Here is an 18,517-nt window from a genome sequence, read left to right on the forward strand (position 1 = left end):
CTGGCGGGGCGGGCAGGAACGCCGATTGTGAAATCGGCTTCGCCTCGGCTGACGGGCTGGACGGGCTTTCGATAGGCGGCTTCGCAGGGGCTTTCGAGTGGGAGGGAGATGATCGGATGGAGCGTCGCCTGAGTGTCCCGCGAAGGAGAAGCTTGGCGGCTGTCTATCGAGGGTGATGCCACGAGGGTGAACAGGCGATGCCGATTTCACAATCGGCGCTCCAGCTTACCACGCCGGATTTCCGCGGTCGTCATACGGCAGCCATAGTAGCGCGATGCGGTCGACCTGAACGTTGGCGCGGGTGGGCTTGAGCGTTTCGGTGTCGAGATCGAGGGCGCTGGGGTCGTAGCCGCGGTCGAGCTCGGCGATGTCGGCTTCGAGGTCTTTTTTCAGCTCCTCCATGTCGGCCTCGACCGCCTCGACCTTGTCTTCGGCCAGGTTGACATCACGGTGCTGCTGGAAGGCACGGCCGGCGCGGGAAACGGAGGTGCGGGCGCTGCGACGGCGACCGCCGAGGATGCCGCCGAGCAGGGAGCCGACGATGCTCATGCCGGCCTCGAGCTTGGCCGAGGTGGCCTGGCCCTTTTCCCGCTCCAGGCTCGCTTCCGCGGTGCGCAGGCGGTTCTCCAGGGTCTTGAGCTTGGCCTCGGCCTTGTCGCGGAGTTTTTCCACGGCCTCATCGCGGGCCTCGCGGGCGGCGTGGGAAAGGCGGGCGCGGAAGTCGGCCTCGGACTCGCCGAGCTGCGAGTATTCCTTGAGCTCCTTGCAGCAAAAGATGTCGGCCCGCTCGTGGTCGTAGAGCCAGTCGGCGAACTCCTTGTCCACGGCCTTGTAGTTGTCGGCGTTCATCGCGAAGCCCGGCAGCTCGCCGAAGCCGGCACCCTCGGTCGGGGCGTTGCCGAGCTCCTCGGGCTTAAGCGGCGGCGGGACTTCGTGGTCCCAGTCGATGCCGGTGGCGGTGACCGGGTTGACCTTGCGCACGGTGCGGGAGGCGTCGATGCCGGCCTTGGTGGAGGAAAAACGGACGGTGCCGACGCGGAGAAGGTGCGGCTGGTAAGTGACGTCGCGGGTGGAGCCAGCGACCGGCGCGAAGTGCTCGAGCACGCCGGGGCCGACGATGGGTCGGGCGGACGGCGGAGGGACGGAAGTCGGCGGGCCCATGGACATGGGGTTGGAAGAGGGGGACCGGGCCGGCCCCGCGACGGCCTGCGCCGGGCCGGCGCAGCCACTCCCGTTTCCGAAGGTGTCGCGCTTCGGGTCCATGAGCTTTTTGATCGAGCCGCGGGTCAGCGGGCCGGCGAGGTAGCTCATGACCCAGCGCACGTGGAACAGCACAGGGCCATCCTCGTGGACGTTGTTGAGCAGGAAAACGCGGTTGCCGAGGCCGGAGAGGAGCGTCTCCATCGCGGCGCGGTTGAACTTCGAGTTCTGTGACGCGGCGGCACCCTCGAGGCCGTCGAGCACGCGCAGCTTGTCGCGCTCGGTCTGCAGGCGGCCGAGGAACCAGGTGCCGATGTTCGACAGCGCCTTGTAGTCGAGGTCGACCGGGTTCTGCGTGGCGAGCAGGCAGCCGAGGCCGAAGGCGCGGGCCTGCTTGAGCATCGTCATCATCGGCTTCTTGCTCGGCGGGTTGGCCGTCGGCGGCAGGTAGCCGTAGATTTCATCCATGTAGAGCAGCGCGCGCAGCGAGGTGGTGCCGCTCTGCTGGCGCATCCAGCCGAGCATCTGGTTGAGCAGCAGGCTCACGAAAAACATCCGCTCGCTGTCCGAGAGGTGCGCGATGCTGAAGATCGAGATGCGCGGCTTGCCGTCGGGCGCGTGCATCATTTTCGCGATGTCGAGCGCCGGCCCCTCGAGCCAGGTCTGGAAGCCGGGCGAGGCGAGCATGGCGTTGAATTTCAGCGCCAGCTCCTGCCGGTCCTTGGTGGAAATGAAGCTCTCCAGATCGAGCACGCCGATCTTGTCGAAGGGCGGCTTCTGCAGGTGGCGGATCAGCGTTTCCAGCGAGAGGTCGCGACCGGCCTTCCACTCGTGGCTGAAAACGTTCGCCAGCAGGATGGCCTCGGGCGACTGGATCGGGTCGGCATCGACGCCCACCAGCGACAGCAGCGAGGCGACGGTCGACTCGATGCGCTCGCCGAAGAGTTCGCCGTCATCGACCACCTCGAAAGGCGGCGCGGCCAGCGAGGCGAGGATCGAGACCGGGATGCCGGCGTTCGAGCCGGGGGTGAAAATGTTCACGTCCACGCTGTCGCGCAGCGTCTTCACGCGCTCGGGCGACTGCCCCCAATCAGCCAGGCCGTTCTTCCACATGCCGGCGGTTTTTTCCGCGAACTCATCGGGCGTGACGCCCTTGCGGGTGGCGTCGTCCTCGTTGATCCACGGGCGGAAATCCGAGCCCTTGAGGTCGGGGAAGTTGAGCAGGAGGTTGGCGATGTCGCCCTTGGGATCGATGACGATCGCCGGGATGTGGTCGAGCGCGGCTTCCTCCAGCAGCGCCATGCAAAGGCCGGTCTTGCCCGAGCCCGTCATGCCGAGGACGACGCCGTGGGTGACGAGGTCCTTCGAGTCATAGAGCACGAGTTCGTCGGTCGGCTTGGCCGCGTCGAGGTCGTAGGTTTTCCCGAGGTAGAACGAGCCGAGCTTTTCGTAGGTGGAGGCGTCCATTTGCCGGGAGGATGGATGGTTAGAGGGCGGTCTGCGAAGCAGAAATGCGCAGCCGCTTCCGCCTGCGGCGGGGATCGTAGATGGCAGATGATGGATGGGAGATCGCCGGAGGCGAAGGAGCGCCGATGATGAAATCGGCATGGGCATGCCCCACGAGCCCAGGCCCTCCCTCCCGTCCCGTTTCGGCAATTCAAGCTTGCCGTGAGCATCCCTCGATTCCGAGGTCGCACGGCAGCGCTCCTGCAGGTATCGTCAGCGACTTCGCCGGCTCGGACTCTCCCGGTGTCCGGGCGATCCCACCGGCAGAAGCTCTCCACCTGATGAAGATGAGGCTGAAGAAGGTGACGCCGATCCCAACGGCGAAGACGGCGGTGCCGAGGGCCTGGCGCATTCTGGCGATCGGATGGGGTGGGTCATCGTAAACGGAGTCGAGGGCTGCCTGTCTCTTCGAGTGGTCCGTCAAGAGATCATCGTGATCGGTGGGCGGTGACGGAAATGGCAGGCCCTTCCTCAGGCGCACTTGCGAAAGGAACATCCGGATCGCTTCGGTGGTCGTGAGGCCGGGATCTTCGAGGATGTCTTTCGCTTCTTTCTTAAGGTCCGAGGGGAATGGCACGAGGTGAAGCTCCGATCGGGCTTCTCCCGTCCGGAGGGATTTGGGAAATGAGCCGGTGGTGACAACCAGCGGGCTCCGATGCCCAAGGGGATTCAGCCCCGGCAGGGGCATCGGAAAGGGGTGTATTGGCCACGGTTTCCGCCACCGCTTCCGGGCTTGGTTGATGATGGGACGCTTTCCTTACGCCCCCGCCTAAGGTCCAGAGCCCCGGGGTCATGAAAAACCACCGAAATCGCTTGAGTCCCGTGCCATTCAGGTCCGAGGGGATTCGCGCTCTGACGACGGCATCATTCAGCGAGCAGGTGTGGCACGGGTGGGCGGGTGCCAGCGTGAAATCAGGGTTGGACTGGAGGTCGCTGGGTCGCGGGTCGTGAGGGCCTCGGAGCATCCGGAAGGAGGAGGTGGACTGCGGTGGCCCTGCCCGGCGGTCGATGCCCGCCGCCCCGATGCCGCCGTGCCCGCATTTTCCTTACTCTTCCTCGCTCCAAACAACCGGATGAAGACATCGAACGCCAGGTGAAGATGAGGCCGAAGAAGGTGACGCCGATCATGCCGGCGAAGACGGCGGTGCCGAGGGCCTGCCCATTTAGGCCCTCGGCCGGAGACACGATCGGTACGGCCGGAGACGCGATCGGTACGGTCGGAGAAGCGGTCGGTACGGCCGGAGATGCGGTCGGTACGGTCGGAGACGCGATAGGTACGGTCGGAGAAGCGGTCGGTACGGTCGGAGACGCGGTCGGTACGGTCGCAGATTCGATCGGTACGCCCGGAGACGCGATCGGTACGGCCGGAGAAACGATCGGTACGGCCGGAGACGCGATCGGTACGGCCGGGGGGCGGGATGTCGCACAGCTGGGCCACGGAGCCCAAATTCTAAAATACCATCCCATCCATCCCCCCATCCAATCCATCCTGCTCCGAAATTCCCGGCAGCGCTCGTCGCCCCGGGACCCCCGGTCAGGTCGCTTCGGATGGCCGAAATCAAAGCGTGACACTCCCTCCTACAGCTCCATCGCTGCCTGTCTCATCGCCCCGCCGACCAGCAGGTCGTCATTGTCGGTGGGAAGGGTGACGGGAAAAGGCAGGCCCCTCCTCAAACGTATCTGAGTGAGGAGCATCCGAATCGCGTCAGCGGAGGTCAGACCGAGACCGTCAAGAATGTCTTCCGCTTCCTTTTTCAGGTCCGAGGCTACCCTCGCTCTCACCACGGCATCTTTCATGGCGGAAATGTAGCACAGTTGGGCCACGGAGCCCAAATTCTAAAACACCATCCCATCCATCCAATCCATCCTGCTCCCTAATTCCCGGCAGCGCTCGTCGCCCCGGGACCCCCGGTCAGGTCGCTTCGGACGATTTCTTCGCCCCAAATGCCCGGATGAAGACATAGAACACCGGGGTGAAGATGAGGCCGAAGAAGGTGACGCCGATCATGCCGGCGAAGACGGCGGTGCCGAGAGCCTGACGCATTTCCGCCCCCGGGCCGGTGGCAATGACCAGAGGCAGCACGCCGAGGATGAAGGCGAAGGAGGTCATGAGGATGGGGCGAAGGCGGAGTTTGCAGGCTTCGACGGCGGCTTCGAAGCGGTCCATGCCTTCGTCCTCCTTCTGGCGGGCGAACTCGACGATCAGGATGGCGTTCTTGGCCGCCAGGCCGATCAGCACGACGAAGCCGATCTGGGTGAGGATGTTGTTGTCCATGTCCCGCAGCATCACGCCGGCGATGGCGCCGAAAAGACACATCGGCACGATCAGGATGACGGCCAGCGGCAGGCCCCAGCTTTCATACTGGGCGGCGAGCAGCAGGAACACGAACACCACCGCCAGGGCGAAGACGATCGCCGCGGTGTTGCCGGCCGCCTTTTCCTGATAGGCGATGTCGATCCACTCGAAGCTGTAGCCCTCGGGCAGGTCCTTGGCGAGTTCCTCGACGACCTTGAGGCCCTCGCCCGAGCTGATGCCGGGCGCGGTCTGGCCGGTGATGTCGGCGGAGGGATAGAGGTTGTGCCGCACCACGCGGTCGGGCCCGACGGTGCGCTGCATGTCGACCAGCGATCCCAGAGGTACGATGTTTCCCGTAGTGCTGCGGGTGGTGAGCAGACGGACGTCGCTGGCATCGTCACGATACTCCGACTCGGCCTGGGCGATGACCCGGTAGGTGCGGCCGAACTGGTTGAAGTCGTTCACATACGACGAGCCGAGGAAGACCTGCAGGGTCTGGAAGATGTTCGACATGGGCACGTCGAGCATCTTGGCCTTGGTGCGGTCGATATCCGCGAAGAACTGCGGCGACGAGGCGCGGAAGGTCGAGAAGGCGCGGGCGATGCGCGGGTCCTGGTTCATCTTGCCGACGAACTCGGTGGTCACCCGTTGGAGGTCCTGATAGTCGCCGCCGGCCCGGTTCTGGAGCATCAGGCTGAAACCCCCGCCGGTGCCGATGCCGCGGACGGGCGGGGGCTGGATGACGACGTTGGTGGCGCCGGTGATGGAGCCCACCGCGCGCTGGATTTCCCCGCTGATGGTTTCCGCGGAGCGTCCGAGGTCGGCGCGCTGCTCGAAGGGATCGAGGATGATGAACACGGCGCCGGCATTTGAGGCGATGGCGCGGGTGGCACCGGAGAAGCCGGCGATTTCCACCGTGTGGGCCACGCCATCGACCTCCCGCGCGGCGGCGGCGGCGCGGGTGACGATGTCCCGGGTGCGGGAAATCGAGGCCGATTCCGGGAGCTGGACCGAGAGGATGAGGTAGCCCTGGTCCTGCTGCGGGATGAAGCCGCCGGGCACCTTCTTGAAGGCCAGCACGCCCAGGCCGACGAGCCCGAGGTAAAGGATCAGCATCACGGTGATCACGCGGGTCAGCCTCTTGATCAAGCCGCCGTAGCCATTCGACATGCGACCGAAGACCCGGTTGAAGCCGCGGAAAAACCAGCCGAACAGGAAGTCGACGCCGCGCTGGAACCAGTCCTTTTTCGCCTCCGGGCCGCGCAGCAGGATGCCGCACAGGGCCGGACTCAGGGTCAGGGACACGAAGGCCGAGATGATGGTGGCAGCGGCGATGGTGATCGCAAACTGCTGGTAGAACTGGCCCGAGATGCCGGTGATGAAGGCCGTGGGGATGAACACCGCACTGAGCACCAGGGCGATGGACACGAGCGCCGTGCTGACCTCCGCCATCGCCTTGCGGGTCGCCTGTTTCGGGCCCATGCCCTCCTCCAGGTGCCGCTCGACGCCCTCGACCACGACGATGGCGTCATCGACCACGATGCCGATCGCCAGCACCAGGCCGAAGAGGGTGAGGTTGTTGAGGGAGAAGCCCAGGGCGGCCATGACGGCGAGGGCGCCGATGAGCGAGACCGGGATGGCAACCAGCGGGATGATCGAGGCGCGCCAGCTCTGCAGGAAGACGAGCACCACCAGCACCACCAGCAGGATGGCCTCGGCGAGGGTGTGGTAAACGGAGTTGATCGACTCCTCCACGAACACCGTGGGGTTGTAGATGATGGTGTGGGTGAGGCCGGCGGGGAAGTTCTTCGACAGTTCATCGAGCTTCCGTTTCACCGCCTCAGCGGTTTCGAGCGCGTTCGAGCCCGGCTTCTGGGTGATGCCGATGCCGATGGCGGGCTTGCCGTCGAGATAGCTCTCGCGGGCGTACTCCTGGGAGCCGAGCTCGATGCGGGCGACATCGCCCAGGCGCACGACCTGACCTTCGGTGCCGGTCTTGACGATGATCTGGCCGAACTCTTTTTCGGTCTTGAGGCGGCCTTGGGCGCGGACGCTCATTTCAAAGGCGGCGGGTTCGTCGAGGGGCTGCTGGCCGATGGTGCCGGCGGCGACCTGGACGTTCTGCTCGCCAAGGGCGTTGAGCACATCGCCGGCGGTCAGGTCGCGGGCGGCCAGCTTCTGGGGATCGAGCCAGACGCGCATGCTGTATTCGCTGGCGCCGAAGACCGTGACGTTGCCGACGCCGTTGAGCCGCAGCAGCTCGTCGCGCACGCGGAGGAAGGCGTAGTTGCCGACGAAGAGCTGGCTGAGGTTGTCGTCCTCGGCGATGAGGTGGGCGACGAGCAGCAGGTCGGGGCTGGCCTTTTCCGTGACCACCCCGGTGCGCCGGACCAGCTCGGGGAGCTTGGGCTCGGCGCGGGCGACGCGGTTTTGCACCAGCACCTGGGCCTGGTCGACATCGGTGCCCTGGGCGAAGGTGACGGTGATCTGGACGGCGCCGTTGCTGGTGGACGACGAGGTCATGTAGAGCATGCCCTCGACGCCGTTGATTTCCTGCTCGAGTGGCGTGGCGACCGTGTCGGCGAGGATGTCCGGGCTGGCCCCGGGGTAGGAGGCGGTGACCTGGATGGTCGGCGGGGCGATCTCCGGATACTGGGCGACGGGAAGGGTCGTGTAGGAGATCGCGCCGACGATCATGATCACGATCGAAAGCACGGCGGCGAAGATCGGCCGATCGATGAAGAACTGGGGAAATTTCATATCGCGTGGCGCGCGGGATCAGCGTTCCTGCCGGGTGTCGGCGGCTTCGCTTTCCTTGGATTCAGCGGGCTTCGGGTTCACCTTCCCGCCGGGGCGGGCCATGGTCAGGCCGGAGACGATGACGCGGGTCTCGGTCGGCAGGTCGCTTTCGATGACGCGCATGTCGCCGTGCTTCGGTCCGAGCGTGACCGGCTGGGCGCGGACGGTGTTTTCGCCGTCGACGGTGAGCACCGTCGTCAGGTCCTGCTGGGTCTGGATGGCGACTTCCGGCACGAGGGTGGCGGTGTATTCGCCGCGCCCGGGCAGGCGGAGCTTGGCGAACATGCCGGGCAGCAGGAAGCCGTCCTCATTGGGAAAAGTCGCCCGCGCGCGGAGGGTGGCGGTGGAGGGGTCGAAGGCGTTGTTGACGAAGTCGACCTTGCCGTTGCGGGGAAAGCCCTCATCGCCATCGAGCGCCATTTCCACCGGCACCTGCCGGGTGCGGGCGGACTCGCGCTTGCCCTCCTGGTCGAGGCGCAGGTACTTGAGCACGGTCGATTCGTCGGCATCGATGCGGCAGTAGATCGGCTGCAGGGAAACGATCGAGGTGAGCAGCGTCGACTGCGCGGTGCCGCCGCTGATCAGGTTGCCGACGGACACGTAGCGGTCGGAGATCTGGCCGGTGATCGGCGAGCGCACCTCGGTGTAGCCGAGGTTGAGCTGGGCGGTCTCCACCTGCGCCTCGGCGGCCTGCACGCTGGCTGCGGCCTCGGCCAGCGTGCCCTGGCGGATGTCGACCTCCTCCTTGGCGATCGCGTTCCGCTCGAGCAACTTCTGGGCACGGGTGAAATTCGACTGGGCGAGTTTTTCCGACGCGCGCGCCTGCTCGAGCTGGGCCTCGGCGGCCTTCAGCGCGGCTTCGAACGGGGCGCGGTCGAGCGTGAACAGCAGGTCGCCCTCCTCGACCTTCTGGCCGTCGGTGAAATGGATCTGCTCCAGCATGCCGCTGACCCGCGCGCGGACCTCGACGCTGTCGATGGCCTCGAGGCGGCCGTTGTATTCGTCCCAGGAAATGATGTCCTTCCTCACGGGATGTACGAACTCCACCGTAGGTGGCGGGGGTGCCGACTTCTGCGGGTCATCCTTTTTCGAACAGGATGCCACGAAGAGGGCGAGCAGCAGGGAGGAAACGACAGGAGATGAGGACATGGTACGAGTGAGGAAAAGGTGGGGAAAGCAGGCCTCACCAGCGGCCGCCGAGGGCACGGATGAGGTTGACCGTGTTGATGTAGTCGGAGCCGCGCAGAAGGGCCTGCTGGCGTTCGGAATCGAGCGCCGTGCGTTCGGCATCGAGCACGTTGAGGTAGCTGGTGGTGCCGCCCTTGTATTGCTCGCGCGCGGTGGAGAGGGCCTGGGCGGAGGCCTTCACGGCGCGGGCCTGGGCGGCGTTCTGGGTATCGAGCAGACGGGTGGCGGAGAGCCGGGTCTCGACCTCGGCCAGCGCGTCGAGGATGGTCTGCTGGTAGGTCTCCAACACCTCCTCGTAGCGCGCCTGGGATTGGGCGAGGTTCGCCTTGTTGCGGCCGCCTTGGAAAACCGGCACGTAGACCTGCGGGCTGATCCCCCAGAAGCGGGCGCCGTGGTTGAAGAGGTTTTCAAAGTCCGCCGCCTGGAATCCGAGCGAGCCGGTGATGCTGACGGAGGGGTAAAAGGCGGCGGTGGCCACGCCGACCCGTTCGTTGGCCGCGGCGAGCTGGCGTTCGACGCCGCGGATGTCCGGGCGCGCCCGAAGCAGCTCGGCCGGCAGGCCGGCGGGGACCGAGGGCGGGGTGCCGTCGAGCGGATCAGCCGCGATGTGATAAGTCGAGGCGGCCCGCCCGGCGAGCGCGGCCAGCGCGGCCTCCTGCGCGGTGCGCTGGCGCCGGAGCCCGGCGAGGTCGGCCTCGCTGGAGGCCAGCAGGGCTTCGGCCTGGGAGACGTCGAGCGAACTCACCGCGCCCAGCTCGTTGCGGTCCTTCACCAGCTGCAGCGAGCCCTGGCGGCTGTCCACGCCGCTCTGGACGATCTGGATCTGGCGGTCGAGCGCGCGCAGGTTGAAGTAGCCGGAAGCGGCCTCCGCCTCGAGTGACAGGCGCAGGGCGTTGAGGCTTTCCTCCGAGGCCTGGGCATCGGCGGCGGCGGCCTGGACCCCGCGGCGGATGCGGCCGAAAAGGTCGATTTCCCAACTGGCGCTGAGCGGAGCCGAGAAAAGATTGCCGGTGCCCCCGCCCATGGCGATTTCATCCGAACTCCGGTTGCGGCTGATGGAGGGCGAGGCCGAGAGCTGCGGATAGGCATCGGCCGCGGCCAGGCGGACGATCGCCCGCGCCTGCTCGACCCGCTTCACGCCGGCCTTCAGGTCGTGGTTCGAGCTGCGGACGTCGGAAATCAGGCGGTTGAGTCCGCCGTCGTGGAAAACCTTCCACCAATCGTCCCGCCGGGCGGCCTCGCGACCGTTCTTGCGGGAATCGTAGCGGTAGGAGGCCGGCATTTCGGTCAGCGGCGTCTCGTAGTCGGGGCCAACCATGCAGCTGGTCATCACGCCGCCACCGACAAGGAGGAGCCCGGCCAGGGCGGTCCGGGAAAGCGAGGGAGAGGTCATAAAGAGGTCGTCGCGGCAGAGCCGTTACACCGGCGAGTTTACTTTTCGAAATTAGGATGTAAACTGGAGAGTTTACTTTTTTGCGATTTGGGAACAGGGTCCACCACCGGAGACGGTTTGGCAAATGAGTCGGAGTGATGAAAAACGGGCGGCGATCCTGGACGCGGCGGTGCGCGAGTTCAGCGAGGCCGGGTATGCGGCGGCGAAAATGGACGCGATCGCCGCGCGGGCGGAGGTTTCCAAGCGGACGGTTTACAACCACTTCGAGAGCAAGGAGGCGCTGTTTCAGAAAATCAGCGAGCGGCTGTGCAGCCAGCTGGCGGGGGCGACCGAGATGCCCTACGACCCGGAGCGCGGCATCCGCGACCAGCTGTTCGAGCTGGCGATGCGGCACCTGGAGCTGGTGAGTTCGGAGGATTTCATGGACATGACGCGGGTGATCCTGCCCGAGCGCGTGCGCAATCCGGAGCTGGCGAAGGGCGAGTTCGACCGACTGCGGCGCGGCGAAACCGGCCTGGGTCGCTGGGTTCAGCAGGCCATGGCGGCCGGTGCGGTGCGCGAGGGTGATTGGCGATCCGTGGCGCGGAAGTTCGGCGCGATGCTGAGCGAGTTCGGTTTCTGGCCGCAGCTGCTCGGCAAGGAGGACACGCTCGACCCCGCCGCGCGTGAGGCGGTGGCGCGCAAGGTGGTGGAGCTTTTCATGCGCGGCGCGATCGAGGGCGCGGCGACGCCGCGGGATTAGGCGGGCCATCCGGTGATGGCTCTCGGGAAGCGCCTCGAAGCACCCCGCCACGGCCGCCCCTCTCCGCGGGGGCCGAATGACGGCTCCCAGGCGGTGCCGCGCGCGGGAGGTGCCTATTCCGCGCCCCAGTCGAGGACGAGGTTGTAGCGGAAAACCCGCTGGTCCGGCAGCGTGGGGGTCAGGTCGTTGTCGATGGCCTCGTAGACGTTCGCCGGCGGGGTGATGGTACTGTCTTTGCCGTAGATGAAGTCCTGGTCTTCGACGATGCAGCGGTAGGCCTTGTTCAGCGCGAGGGCGCGCTCGCGGGAGGGCGTGATGAGATCGTAGACGTCCTCGGCCCCGGCGAGCTTCTGGCGATCGAGTCGGCCGCTGGTGAACCAACGGCGCTCCATCTCGTCGTTGTTGCGGAACTCGCTGCCGCCACCGACGCGGGCCAGGTAGGTGGCGATCTCACCGGTTTTTTCGCCCTTGCTGGGGGCGTCGGGCATGCCCTTGAGGTCGATGTATCCCCAACCGCGCGCGCCATCGACCTTGCGGGGGAAGGCGAAGGTCTTGTCGATGGTCGAGCCGATCGAGTTGTGGCAGCTCATGCACGAGAAGTTTTCCTCGAAGGTCAGCGCGCGCAGCCGGCCTTCGGCGTTCTCGATGAAGCCCTGCACGGCCCAGCCGCTGTGGTTGTCGATGCCGGAATCTCCCAAGCCCACGTAGTTCGGCAGGTTGCCGGCGTCCTTTTCATACCCCTCCTCCTGGTAGCGGCGGGCATAGACCGCTTTGACCGCGGCGCGCGCCTTGCGCAGGTAGCGGACCTCCTTCATGCGGGTGGAGACGCCGATGCCGCCGTCGTTTCCGATGCCGACGTAGCGCACGGTGTGGAGAAACTCGGTGCCCTGCGGGTAAAGGTGGGTGTCGATGAACTCGCCGGCCGCCGCGCCGGTCCAGGAGTCGAGACGGGTGATGCGGACGGCGGTGCCGAGCACGCCGTCGCCATCGAGGTCGGTGCCGAGGGAGCGCTCGTCGACCGGCAGGCAGGAAATGTGGTCGAGGCCCTTGATCTTCGCCTCGAGGATGGCGAGGTTGCTACGGTAGACGTCGTAGCTGGGCTTTCCGCCGGCGTCGGTGCGGTAGGCGGCGGGGAGCCGGATCATGACGTCGTCGGTCGAGCCGTTGGTCGGCCAGAAGGTGGAGGGCAGGGGTTTGTAGTTGAATGCCACCCAGCCCGACCCATCGCGGGCGAAGCCGTGCTCGTCGAAGGCGGCCGCTCCGGACTCGAGCCCGTCGAGGTCGGGAATCCAGCCCCGGAATCCGGCTTCGCGCAGGCGGCCGGGAAGCTCGGAGTAGTTGTCCTGACGGATGTAGCGGAGGATTTCCTCATCGCTGGCGGCGGCGACGCGCTCGGAGCGGTCCTCGAAGAGGTTCCGCCAGTGATTGGTCAGGCCGGTGTCGCTGAAGGCGTAGTCGCGCTGCAGGTCGCCATCGGCCAGGACGTTCTCGCGACCCTCGATCGGATCCTGGTGGCAGACGTAGCACGGATTGTAGCGGGCCTCGGTGCGGGTGTAGCATTGCGGCGGCACGACCGCCTCGGCGTTGAACATGACGCGCTTCGGGTGGACGTCGGGCACGGGGGGGAGCACGCCCCGCGATTCCCTGAGGGCGGCGATCATGCGTTCCGGCGTGGCATGCTCGACCACCGCGCGTGCCTGCGTTTCGCCGGAGGCGGTGGAGACGAAAACGGAGAGGAGGAGGGTGAAAAGCAGCGAGGATTTCATCGGGAACGGGCGGAAATCGAAGAAGAGGGGGACGGACCCTTCGGCCCGTCCCCCCGGGTTTGCACCTGCCAGGAACAAAGGGCTTATTCGCCGAAGGTCGTGCGGGCGCGGTTCAGGCGTTGCACGTAGCGTTGGTCTTCGATGTTGGTGACGTTGAACATCCACACGGCGTCGCCGAGTCCTTCAGGCACCGTGGCGAGGTCGGTGCTATCCGGGTGCTGGACGCAAACGGAGAACTCGGTGGGGATGGTGGGATTCCAGATCATGCCGGTCGCCTCGGAGCCATCGACGCGGATGCTCATGAAGTGGTCGAGCGATTCGCCGACGCCGTCGCCGTTGACGTCGCGGATCATCCAGATGTCGCCGCCGGTGGCAGAGGAGTTCGGGGCGTCCTCGACGACGTAGACGTTGCCGAGGGCGTCCATCGACAGGTTGTCCGGGGAGTTGAGGGTGGCCGTGGTGGCCGGGAAGCCGAGGTTTTTCGGAGTGTCGGTATCGCTGGCGAAGAGTCGCACCACCGCCTTGTTGGCGCGGGCGCCGCTGCGGCCGAAGCCCACCATTTCCACCGAGTAGACGGCATTCTCCGAAGTGGCGGTGAAGTAGATCACCTCACGGGCACCGCGGATGCGTCCCACGGCCATGTCCTCCGGACGGCCGAAGGGCGTGCCGCCCGCATCATCGGCCGCAGTGCGCCCGGCGCGGTCGGCGGCCTGGATCCCGGTGAGCGAGAAGTCATCGGTGAAGGGGTTGGTGATGCCTGGAAGCGGCGTGCCGCTGGCATCGGTGAGGGGCACCCAGGTGGCGTTGCCGGTGCGGGAGGCGGCGGTGTTGCTGGTGGAATTCCAGTTTTCCGAAGCGACGCCATCATAGGCATCGACGGAGAGCACGAAAGTCTGGCCGGCGGTGTAGTCACCGGGCGTGGACATCACGAACTTGTAGATCGAGCCCGAGTTGTTCTCATCGACGAAGTAGATGGTGTCGTTGAAGCGCTTCGAGAAGTTGATGCCTTCGTGGGACACGTTGGCGATGCTTTCCAGCACGCGGGTCTGGACCTGGTCGATCGGGGCGAAGGGATTCAGCACCTCCAGCACGCGGCCGGTGCCCGACCATTCCTCGGCGAGGAAAAGCGTGCCGTTGGGAGTGAAGCGGCAGGGGTCGAATGCGCCGAAATCGTTCGAGAAGTCGCCTTGCTCGCCCATGCCGTCGCCTTGGAAAATCACTTCCGCGTGGTTGTCGTAGACGCTGTAGCGGGTGACCCCGGCACCCCATTGGGTTTCATGGGGAATGAACAGGAACTCGCCGCTCGGATCGTAGGCCATCATGTCGAACATCGAGGCGCTGCTGCCCAGGTTGGCGGCGCGGCCGATCGACTGGCCGTAGCTGAGGACCTGGTCCTCGACTTCCCGCAGGCTCACCGCGTTTTTCTGGCTGATGCCGGCGGGCACCACCCAGGGGGAGGTCAGTTCCTCCATCGAGTTCGGCGAGGACACGGGAGCGGATTCGGTCAGCGGCGTGAACCAGGTGGGCGTGCCGGCATGCAGGGTGCCGCAGCCGGCGGTAAGGGCGGCCAGCAGCAGCTGGCGACGGGTGGCGAGACGATTCATGTTGGTTGGGATGCTGTGTTAGTGAAGTAGGAGCCCGACTCCGGCATGAGTGCCGATGCACGGGCTCGCGGCATGTCCTCGATTCCCGGCCTTTCGGCAGGTCCAATCGCGTGCCGTTGTTTTCACATGGCGATTTCGTCTCTTTCCCCCAAGCAGCGGGTATGTTTTCATAGAGCTGGGAAGTTCGAGCTTTTAGGGCCGTCACAAGCTCTGATGGCAAGGGTGACGGAAGCGTCACATGGGGCGGCTTCATCGATCGCGGCCGGGCGGCTACGCCCTTGCCGCTTTCCGCCCGATGCAATCACTCCGCACCTCCATTCGCATGACGATCGATGGGATTCCCGGTCGCTGGAGCCTTGCGGTTCGCGCGCTGCTTTTGGGATTGCTTGCGGTGACGATCGCCCACGCGGCGGAGACCGCGCTGCCGGATGATGAGGGTGTCTACGACATGGACGCGATCGCCGCCTTGCTGCCGCAGATGGACGGCGTGGAAGAGTCCCGCGGGTGGGGCATGCGCGTCCGTTTTCCCACGGCCTCCGCAGGACTGCCCTGGGCCGTCGTGGCGATGGCTGCCGAAGCTCCGGAGCCGCCCGGTTGGACTTATCTGAAATGGACGACTCCACCGGGTCCTTGGCGGGACGCCGGTTCCAACAGGACCTCGGAAGCCCTGTCCTTGGAGGAAGATCTGGAAGGACCCTGGGCACCGGGCGAGGTGCCTGAGGGTGAGAACCCGATGCCCGAAAACGACCTGACCGGGAATCCGCTGCCGATCGAGCAACGCGTCGGCACCGCGATCCTGGAAGGCGAGGTGTCCGACGTGACGACGCTCGAACCCATCGCCGGCGCCATCGTTTCCGTAAGCGGCACCGGCCGTGAGGACGAGACCGACTCCCAGGGGAAATTCCGCATCACCCACCTGCCGGAAGGCAACGTGACGGTCGAGGCGCTCAAGCTCGGCTACTCGTCCGGAACCGCCGCCGCCACCCTGCGCAACGGCACCACGGCCGACATTCGCATCGCGCTGCGGGTGAAACCCCAGGACTCCGAGGAAGGGGAATACCTGCTCGCGGAAGAGTCGATCGTGGGGGAATACACGGAGTCGAGCCAAGGGGACTTTAATCTGGATCTCAACCTTTCGAACACGCTCTCTTCTGGGATTTCAAAGGACGATTTCACCAAGACCGGGGTCAGCGATGCCGCGGGGGCGGTAGGCAAGGTTGCCGGCGCGAATATCGTTGGCGGGAAGTTTGCCGTGGTGCGTGGCCTCGCCGACCGATACGTCACCACTCTTTTCAATGGAGCCGCCATCTCGTCGGCGGACCCGTCGAGGAAAGCGGTGCAGCTCGACATTTTCCCGACCACCGCCATCCAGAGCATCGATGTCAACAAGACCTACTGGCCGCAGCTGCCGGGCGACTTCGGAGGCGGCACCATCCAGATCAACTCGCTGAATATTCCGACCGAGCGGGTGGGGGAATTCAAATACAAGATCGGCACCAACTCCAACCATGGCGACCGGATGCTGGTCCACCCGAACCGGGATCTCGGGTTCTGGGGAGATGTCGATCAGTCGATCCCCGACGGCCTGCTTTGGAATCTCGACGCCAATGGCGATCCGGCATCGTTCAAGGCAGGGGGACGCCGGGTGGTCCCCGGCAACACTACCAACGCTACTTTGCAGCAGCGCCAGCTTGAGGCGGCCCTGGCGCAACAGGCACTGGCGGATCAACATGCCGGCAACATGCAGGCGCTGGATCGCAGTCAGTCGTTCATGCCGGCGGTGGAAAAACCACAGGAGTCGCAGTCGTTTTCGCTCGTCTACGGGGATCGCAAGAAGTTTGACAACGGAGTCGAGCTCGGAGTTATCGCCGCCTTCCAGCATTCACTGCATGATGAAGTGAATGCCGTGGGGCAGGAAAACCGAGTTACTGAGCCCGCCCGAAGTTGGGACGAGGAGAGTTATACTCGTGAGCTGGATTGGTCCGTCTATCTCGGAACAGGAATCCGCTTGGGCGAGAATCATGAGATCTCGGCGACCTACTTCAAAAAGCATATCGTCGATGACAATATCACTCATGGTACGAACTACCGGGTGGAGGGCGATGGGGTTTTTGGTGCCTTCGCCAAAAACGATGCGGTGATCGATCGATACGGTGCGTCGGCGATCTACACCAAGGAGTTCTGGACGATTGATCCGGTCATCCGGGACACCGAGCTCAAGCAGCTCCGCGGCACTCATAAGAACGACACCGGCACGAAGCTCTCGTGGTCGATCACCGACTCTCTGGCCCGCGAGTCGAGGCCGCATTCCAGCACGTTTCAAAATGGGATGCTGGATTTCACGGATCCGGCCATCGCCGCTGCCGCGGCCATCGATCCGAACATCATCTACAACCCGGCGCTGGGCAGGATCTCCACGCTCCAGTATTCCACCTATGTCAACGACGGCATTGGTAGCTTGGATTCCTCGCGTGAAACGCAGACCACCGAGGAAAAGGCTTTGGAAGCCTCGCTCGACCTGACCCAGAGTCTTTACCTCACTGATGAGGAGGAGGATGGCCGCAGGATTGATTTCTCGATCGGGGGCAGCCATCTCCAGAAGGAACGGGAGCAATCCGGGCGGGTTTACCTGCTGCGCACCTCGAGCTGGGAAAAATGGATCGAGCGCAGCCTGCGCTCATGGTGGACCGAGCATCCCGAGATCGCTCCTTTCTCCGAGGGTTCTCCGATGGATGCGACTACCCTTTTCGATGGCAGCCCCCTTCCGGAGGGTTATGCGAATCTCGGCCAGTACCTAGCCGATCACCCGGATGCGCTGATCAACTACTACAATGGCTATGCAAGCGAGCAGACCGGCGCGGTTCCGGGAACCGGCAGCGGCTCCTCGCGGGCATTTTATGTGCTGCCGGACGCGCCGTTCTATTTGAATGGGTCCGGGCTCGAGGTCCGCAACGTGGATTCCGACCTGACGCTGGTGGGTGCCCACGCGTCCGTCACCTATTTCGACGAATGGTGGCGGGCGGGGTTCGGTGCGCGATGGGAGCAGGAAACCAAAAGTTACGTCGTAGCTGCCGATCCCTTGACCCGGCTTCCCGAAGACAACCCCTCCCGCTTCGGGTCGATTACGACCAACGCGCTCATGCCCGCGGTGATGGCCGGCATCGACATCGTGCCAGACAAATACACGGTCAATCTCGCCTGGTCGCGAACGGTGGCCCGACCGACTTTTCATGAATTCCTGCCGATCGAATCGATTGCGCAGGACACCGGAATCGTCCGTCGCGGCAACGCCGACCTGACGGAAACGGGGATTTCCAACTTCGACGTGTCGGCCGATCTGCGCTTTAATGATCATTGGTCCGGGAGGGTCTCCGCTTTCCACAAGGATCTCACCGATCCGATTGTGGTGGTGCAGCGGGTCGATCTGGGGATCAACAGCAACACCTATGTCAACGGGGATTCAGGTTCGATCAGCGGCTTCGAGGTCGAAGGTTCGTGGAGCCAGGGGCCCTTCTCTCTGACGGGAAACTATGCATTCATCAATTCGGTGCTCAACTACAAGGTGAACCAGGGCCTCGTCGTCACGCCGCTGGAGACCCGGTTCCCGTTCCAGCCGAGCCAGATCCTCAATCTCACACTTGGATGGGCACCCGAAGATTCGCCGTGGGCGGTTTATTTGACGGGAAATTTCACCGATGAATACCCCACCATCCTCCGCAGCGATCCAGAGGAATATGATGTCTGGGTTCTGCCTCAACTCACCCTCGACCTCACCGTCGCCCGGAAGTTCGAATTCGATGCCTTCACCGGCACCGTCACCTTCGGGGTCAGAAACCTGACCGACGTAGAGCGCCATTTCGAATATCGTGGCGGACCGCCGGGCGGCAGCGCCGCCTACGATGGTCTTACCTACACCACCGAGAGCCCGGGGCGGGAAACCTATATCGAATTCAAGGGCAAGTTTTGATCGCCCCGGAGCCCTGCCAGCCAGTGCAGTAAACTAACCGAAATTGTGTAGTCGGG

10 protein-coding genes are annotated in these 18,517 nt (G+C 64.9%); 2 read left to right on the forward strand and 8 right to left on the reverse strand.

Going from position 1 to position 18,517, the window contains the following annotated elements; translation table 11 throughout:
- Positions 1-225: 225 nt before the first annotated feature.
- The 6 genes from ABXH26_RS17120 to ABXH26_RS17145 all read right to left on the reverse strand — a co-directional run bounded on the left by ABXH26_RS17120 (position 226) and on the right by ABXH26_RS17145 (position 10,382).
- Entirely contained in the window at positions 226-2,667 is a 2,442-nt protein-coding gene (locus ABXH26_RS17120; protein ID WP_353568320.1) for an ATP-binding protein, read from the reverse strand.
- A 190-nt stretch (positions 2,668-2,857) separates the two neighbouring features.
- Positions 2,858-3,283, reverse strand: a complete 426-nt coding sequence (locus tag ABXH26_RS17125) for a type II toxin-antitoxin system RelB/DinJ family antitoxin (RefSeq protein WP_353568321.1) — start codon at positions 3,281-3,283, stop codon at positions 2,858-2,860.
- 1,001 nt (positions 3,284-4,284) lie between these two features.
- Complete coding sequence (locus ABXH26_RS17130) at positions 4,285-4,503, reverse strand: type II toxin-antitoxin system RelB/DinJ family antitoxin (protein WP_353568322.1); 219 nt, start codon at positions 4,501-4,503, stop codon at positions 4,285-4,287.
- Positions 4,504-4,618: 115 nt separating this feature from the next.
- Positions 4,619-7,762 (reverse strand): efflux RND transporter permease subunit, encoded by a 3,144-nt coding sequence (locus tag ABXH26_RS17135; protein ID WP_353568323.1) that lies wholly within the window; start codon positions 7,760-7,762, stop codon positions 4,619-4,621.
- A gap of 18 nt (positions 7,763-7,780) precedes the next feature.
- Positions 7,781-8,950, reverse strand: a complete 1,170-nt coding sequence (locus ABXH26_RS17140) for an efflux RND transporter periplasmic adaptor subunit (RefSeq protein WP_353568324.1) — start codon at positions 8,948-8,950, stop codon at positions 7,781-7,783.
- Between the two features lie 34 nt (positions 8,951-8,984).
- Positions 8,985-10,382 carry an efflux transporter outer membrane subunit gene (locus ABXH26_RS17145; RefSeq protein WP_353568325.1) on the reverse strand — a complete coding sequence of 466 codons (1,398 nt, stop codon included), beginning with the start codon at positions 10,380-10,382 and terminating at the stop codon, positions 8,985-8,987.
- Between the two features lie 124 nt (positions 10,383-10,506).
- On the opposite strand from ABXH26_RS17145, the gene ABXH26_RS17150 reads away from it, so the two are divergent.
- Positions 10,507-11,124 (forward strand): TetR/AcrR family transcriptional regulator, encoded by a 618-nt coding sequence (locus ABXH26_RS17150; protein WP_353568326.1) that lies wholly within the window; start codon positions 10,507-10,509, stop codon positions 11,122-11,124.
- Positions 11,125-11,237: 113 nt separating this feature from the next.
- Here ABXH26_RS17150 and ABXH26_RS17155 read toward each other — a convergent pair whose 3' ends face one another.
- Positions 11,238-12,890 carry an Aq_1262 family (lipo)protein gene (locus ABXH26_RS17155; RefSeq protein WP_353568327.1) on the reverse strand — a complete coding sequence of 551 codons (1,653 nt, stop codon included), beginning with the start codon at positions 12,888-12,890 and terminating at the stop codon, positions 11,238-11,240.
- 83 nt (positions 12,891-12,973) lie between these two features.
- Entirely contained in the window at positions 12,974-14,494 is a 1,521-nt protein-coding gene (locus ABXH26_RS17160; protein WP_353568328.1) for an alkaline phosphatase PhoX, read from the reverse strand.
- 295 nt (positions 14,495-14,789) lie between these two features.
- Between ABXH26_RS17160 and ABXH26_RS17165 the strand changes: the two genes are divergently transcribed.
- The gene (locus tag ABXH26_RS17165; protein ID WP_353568329.1) at positions 14,790-18,461 is read left to right on the forward strand and encodes a carboxypeptidase regulatory-like domain-containing protein; all 3,672 of its coding nucleotides are present in this window, start codon (positions 14,790-14,792) and stop codon (positions 18,459-18,461) included.
- Positions 18,462-18,517 lie beyond the last annotated feature (56 nt).

The sequence above is a fragment of the Haloferula sargassicola genome, assembly GCF_040362925.1.
Taxonomy (GTDB): Bacteria; Verrucomicrobiota; Verrucomicrobiia; order Verrucomicrobiales; family Akkermansiaceae; genus Haloferula; species Haloferula sargassicola.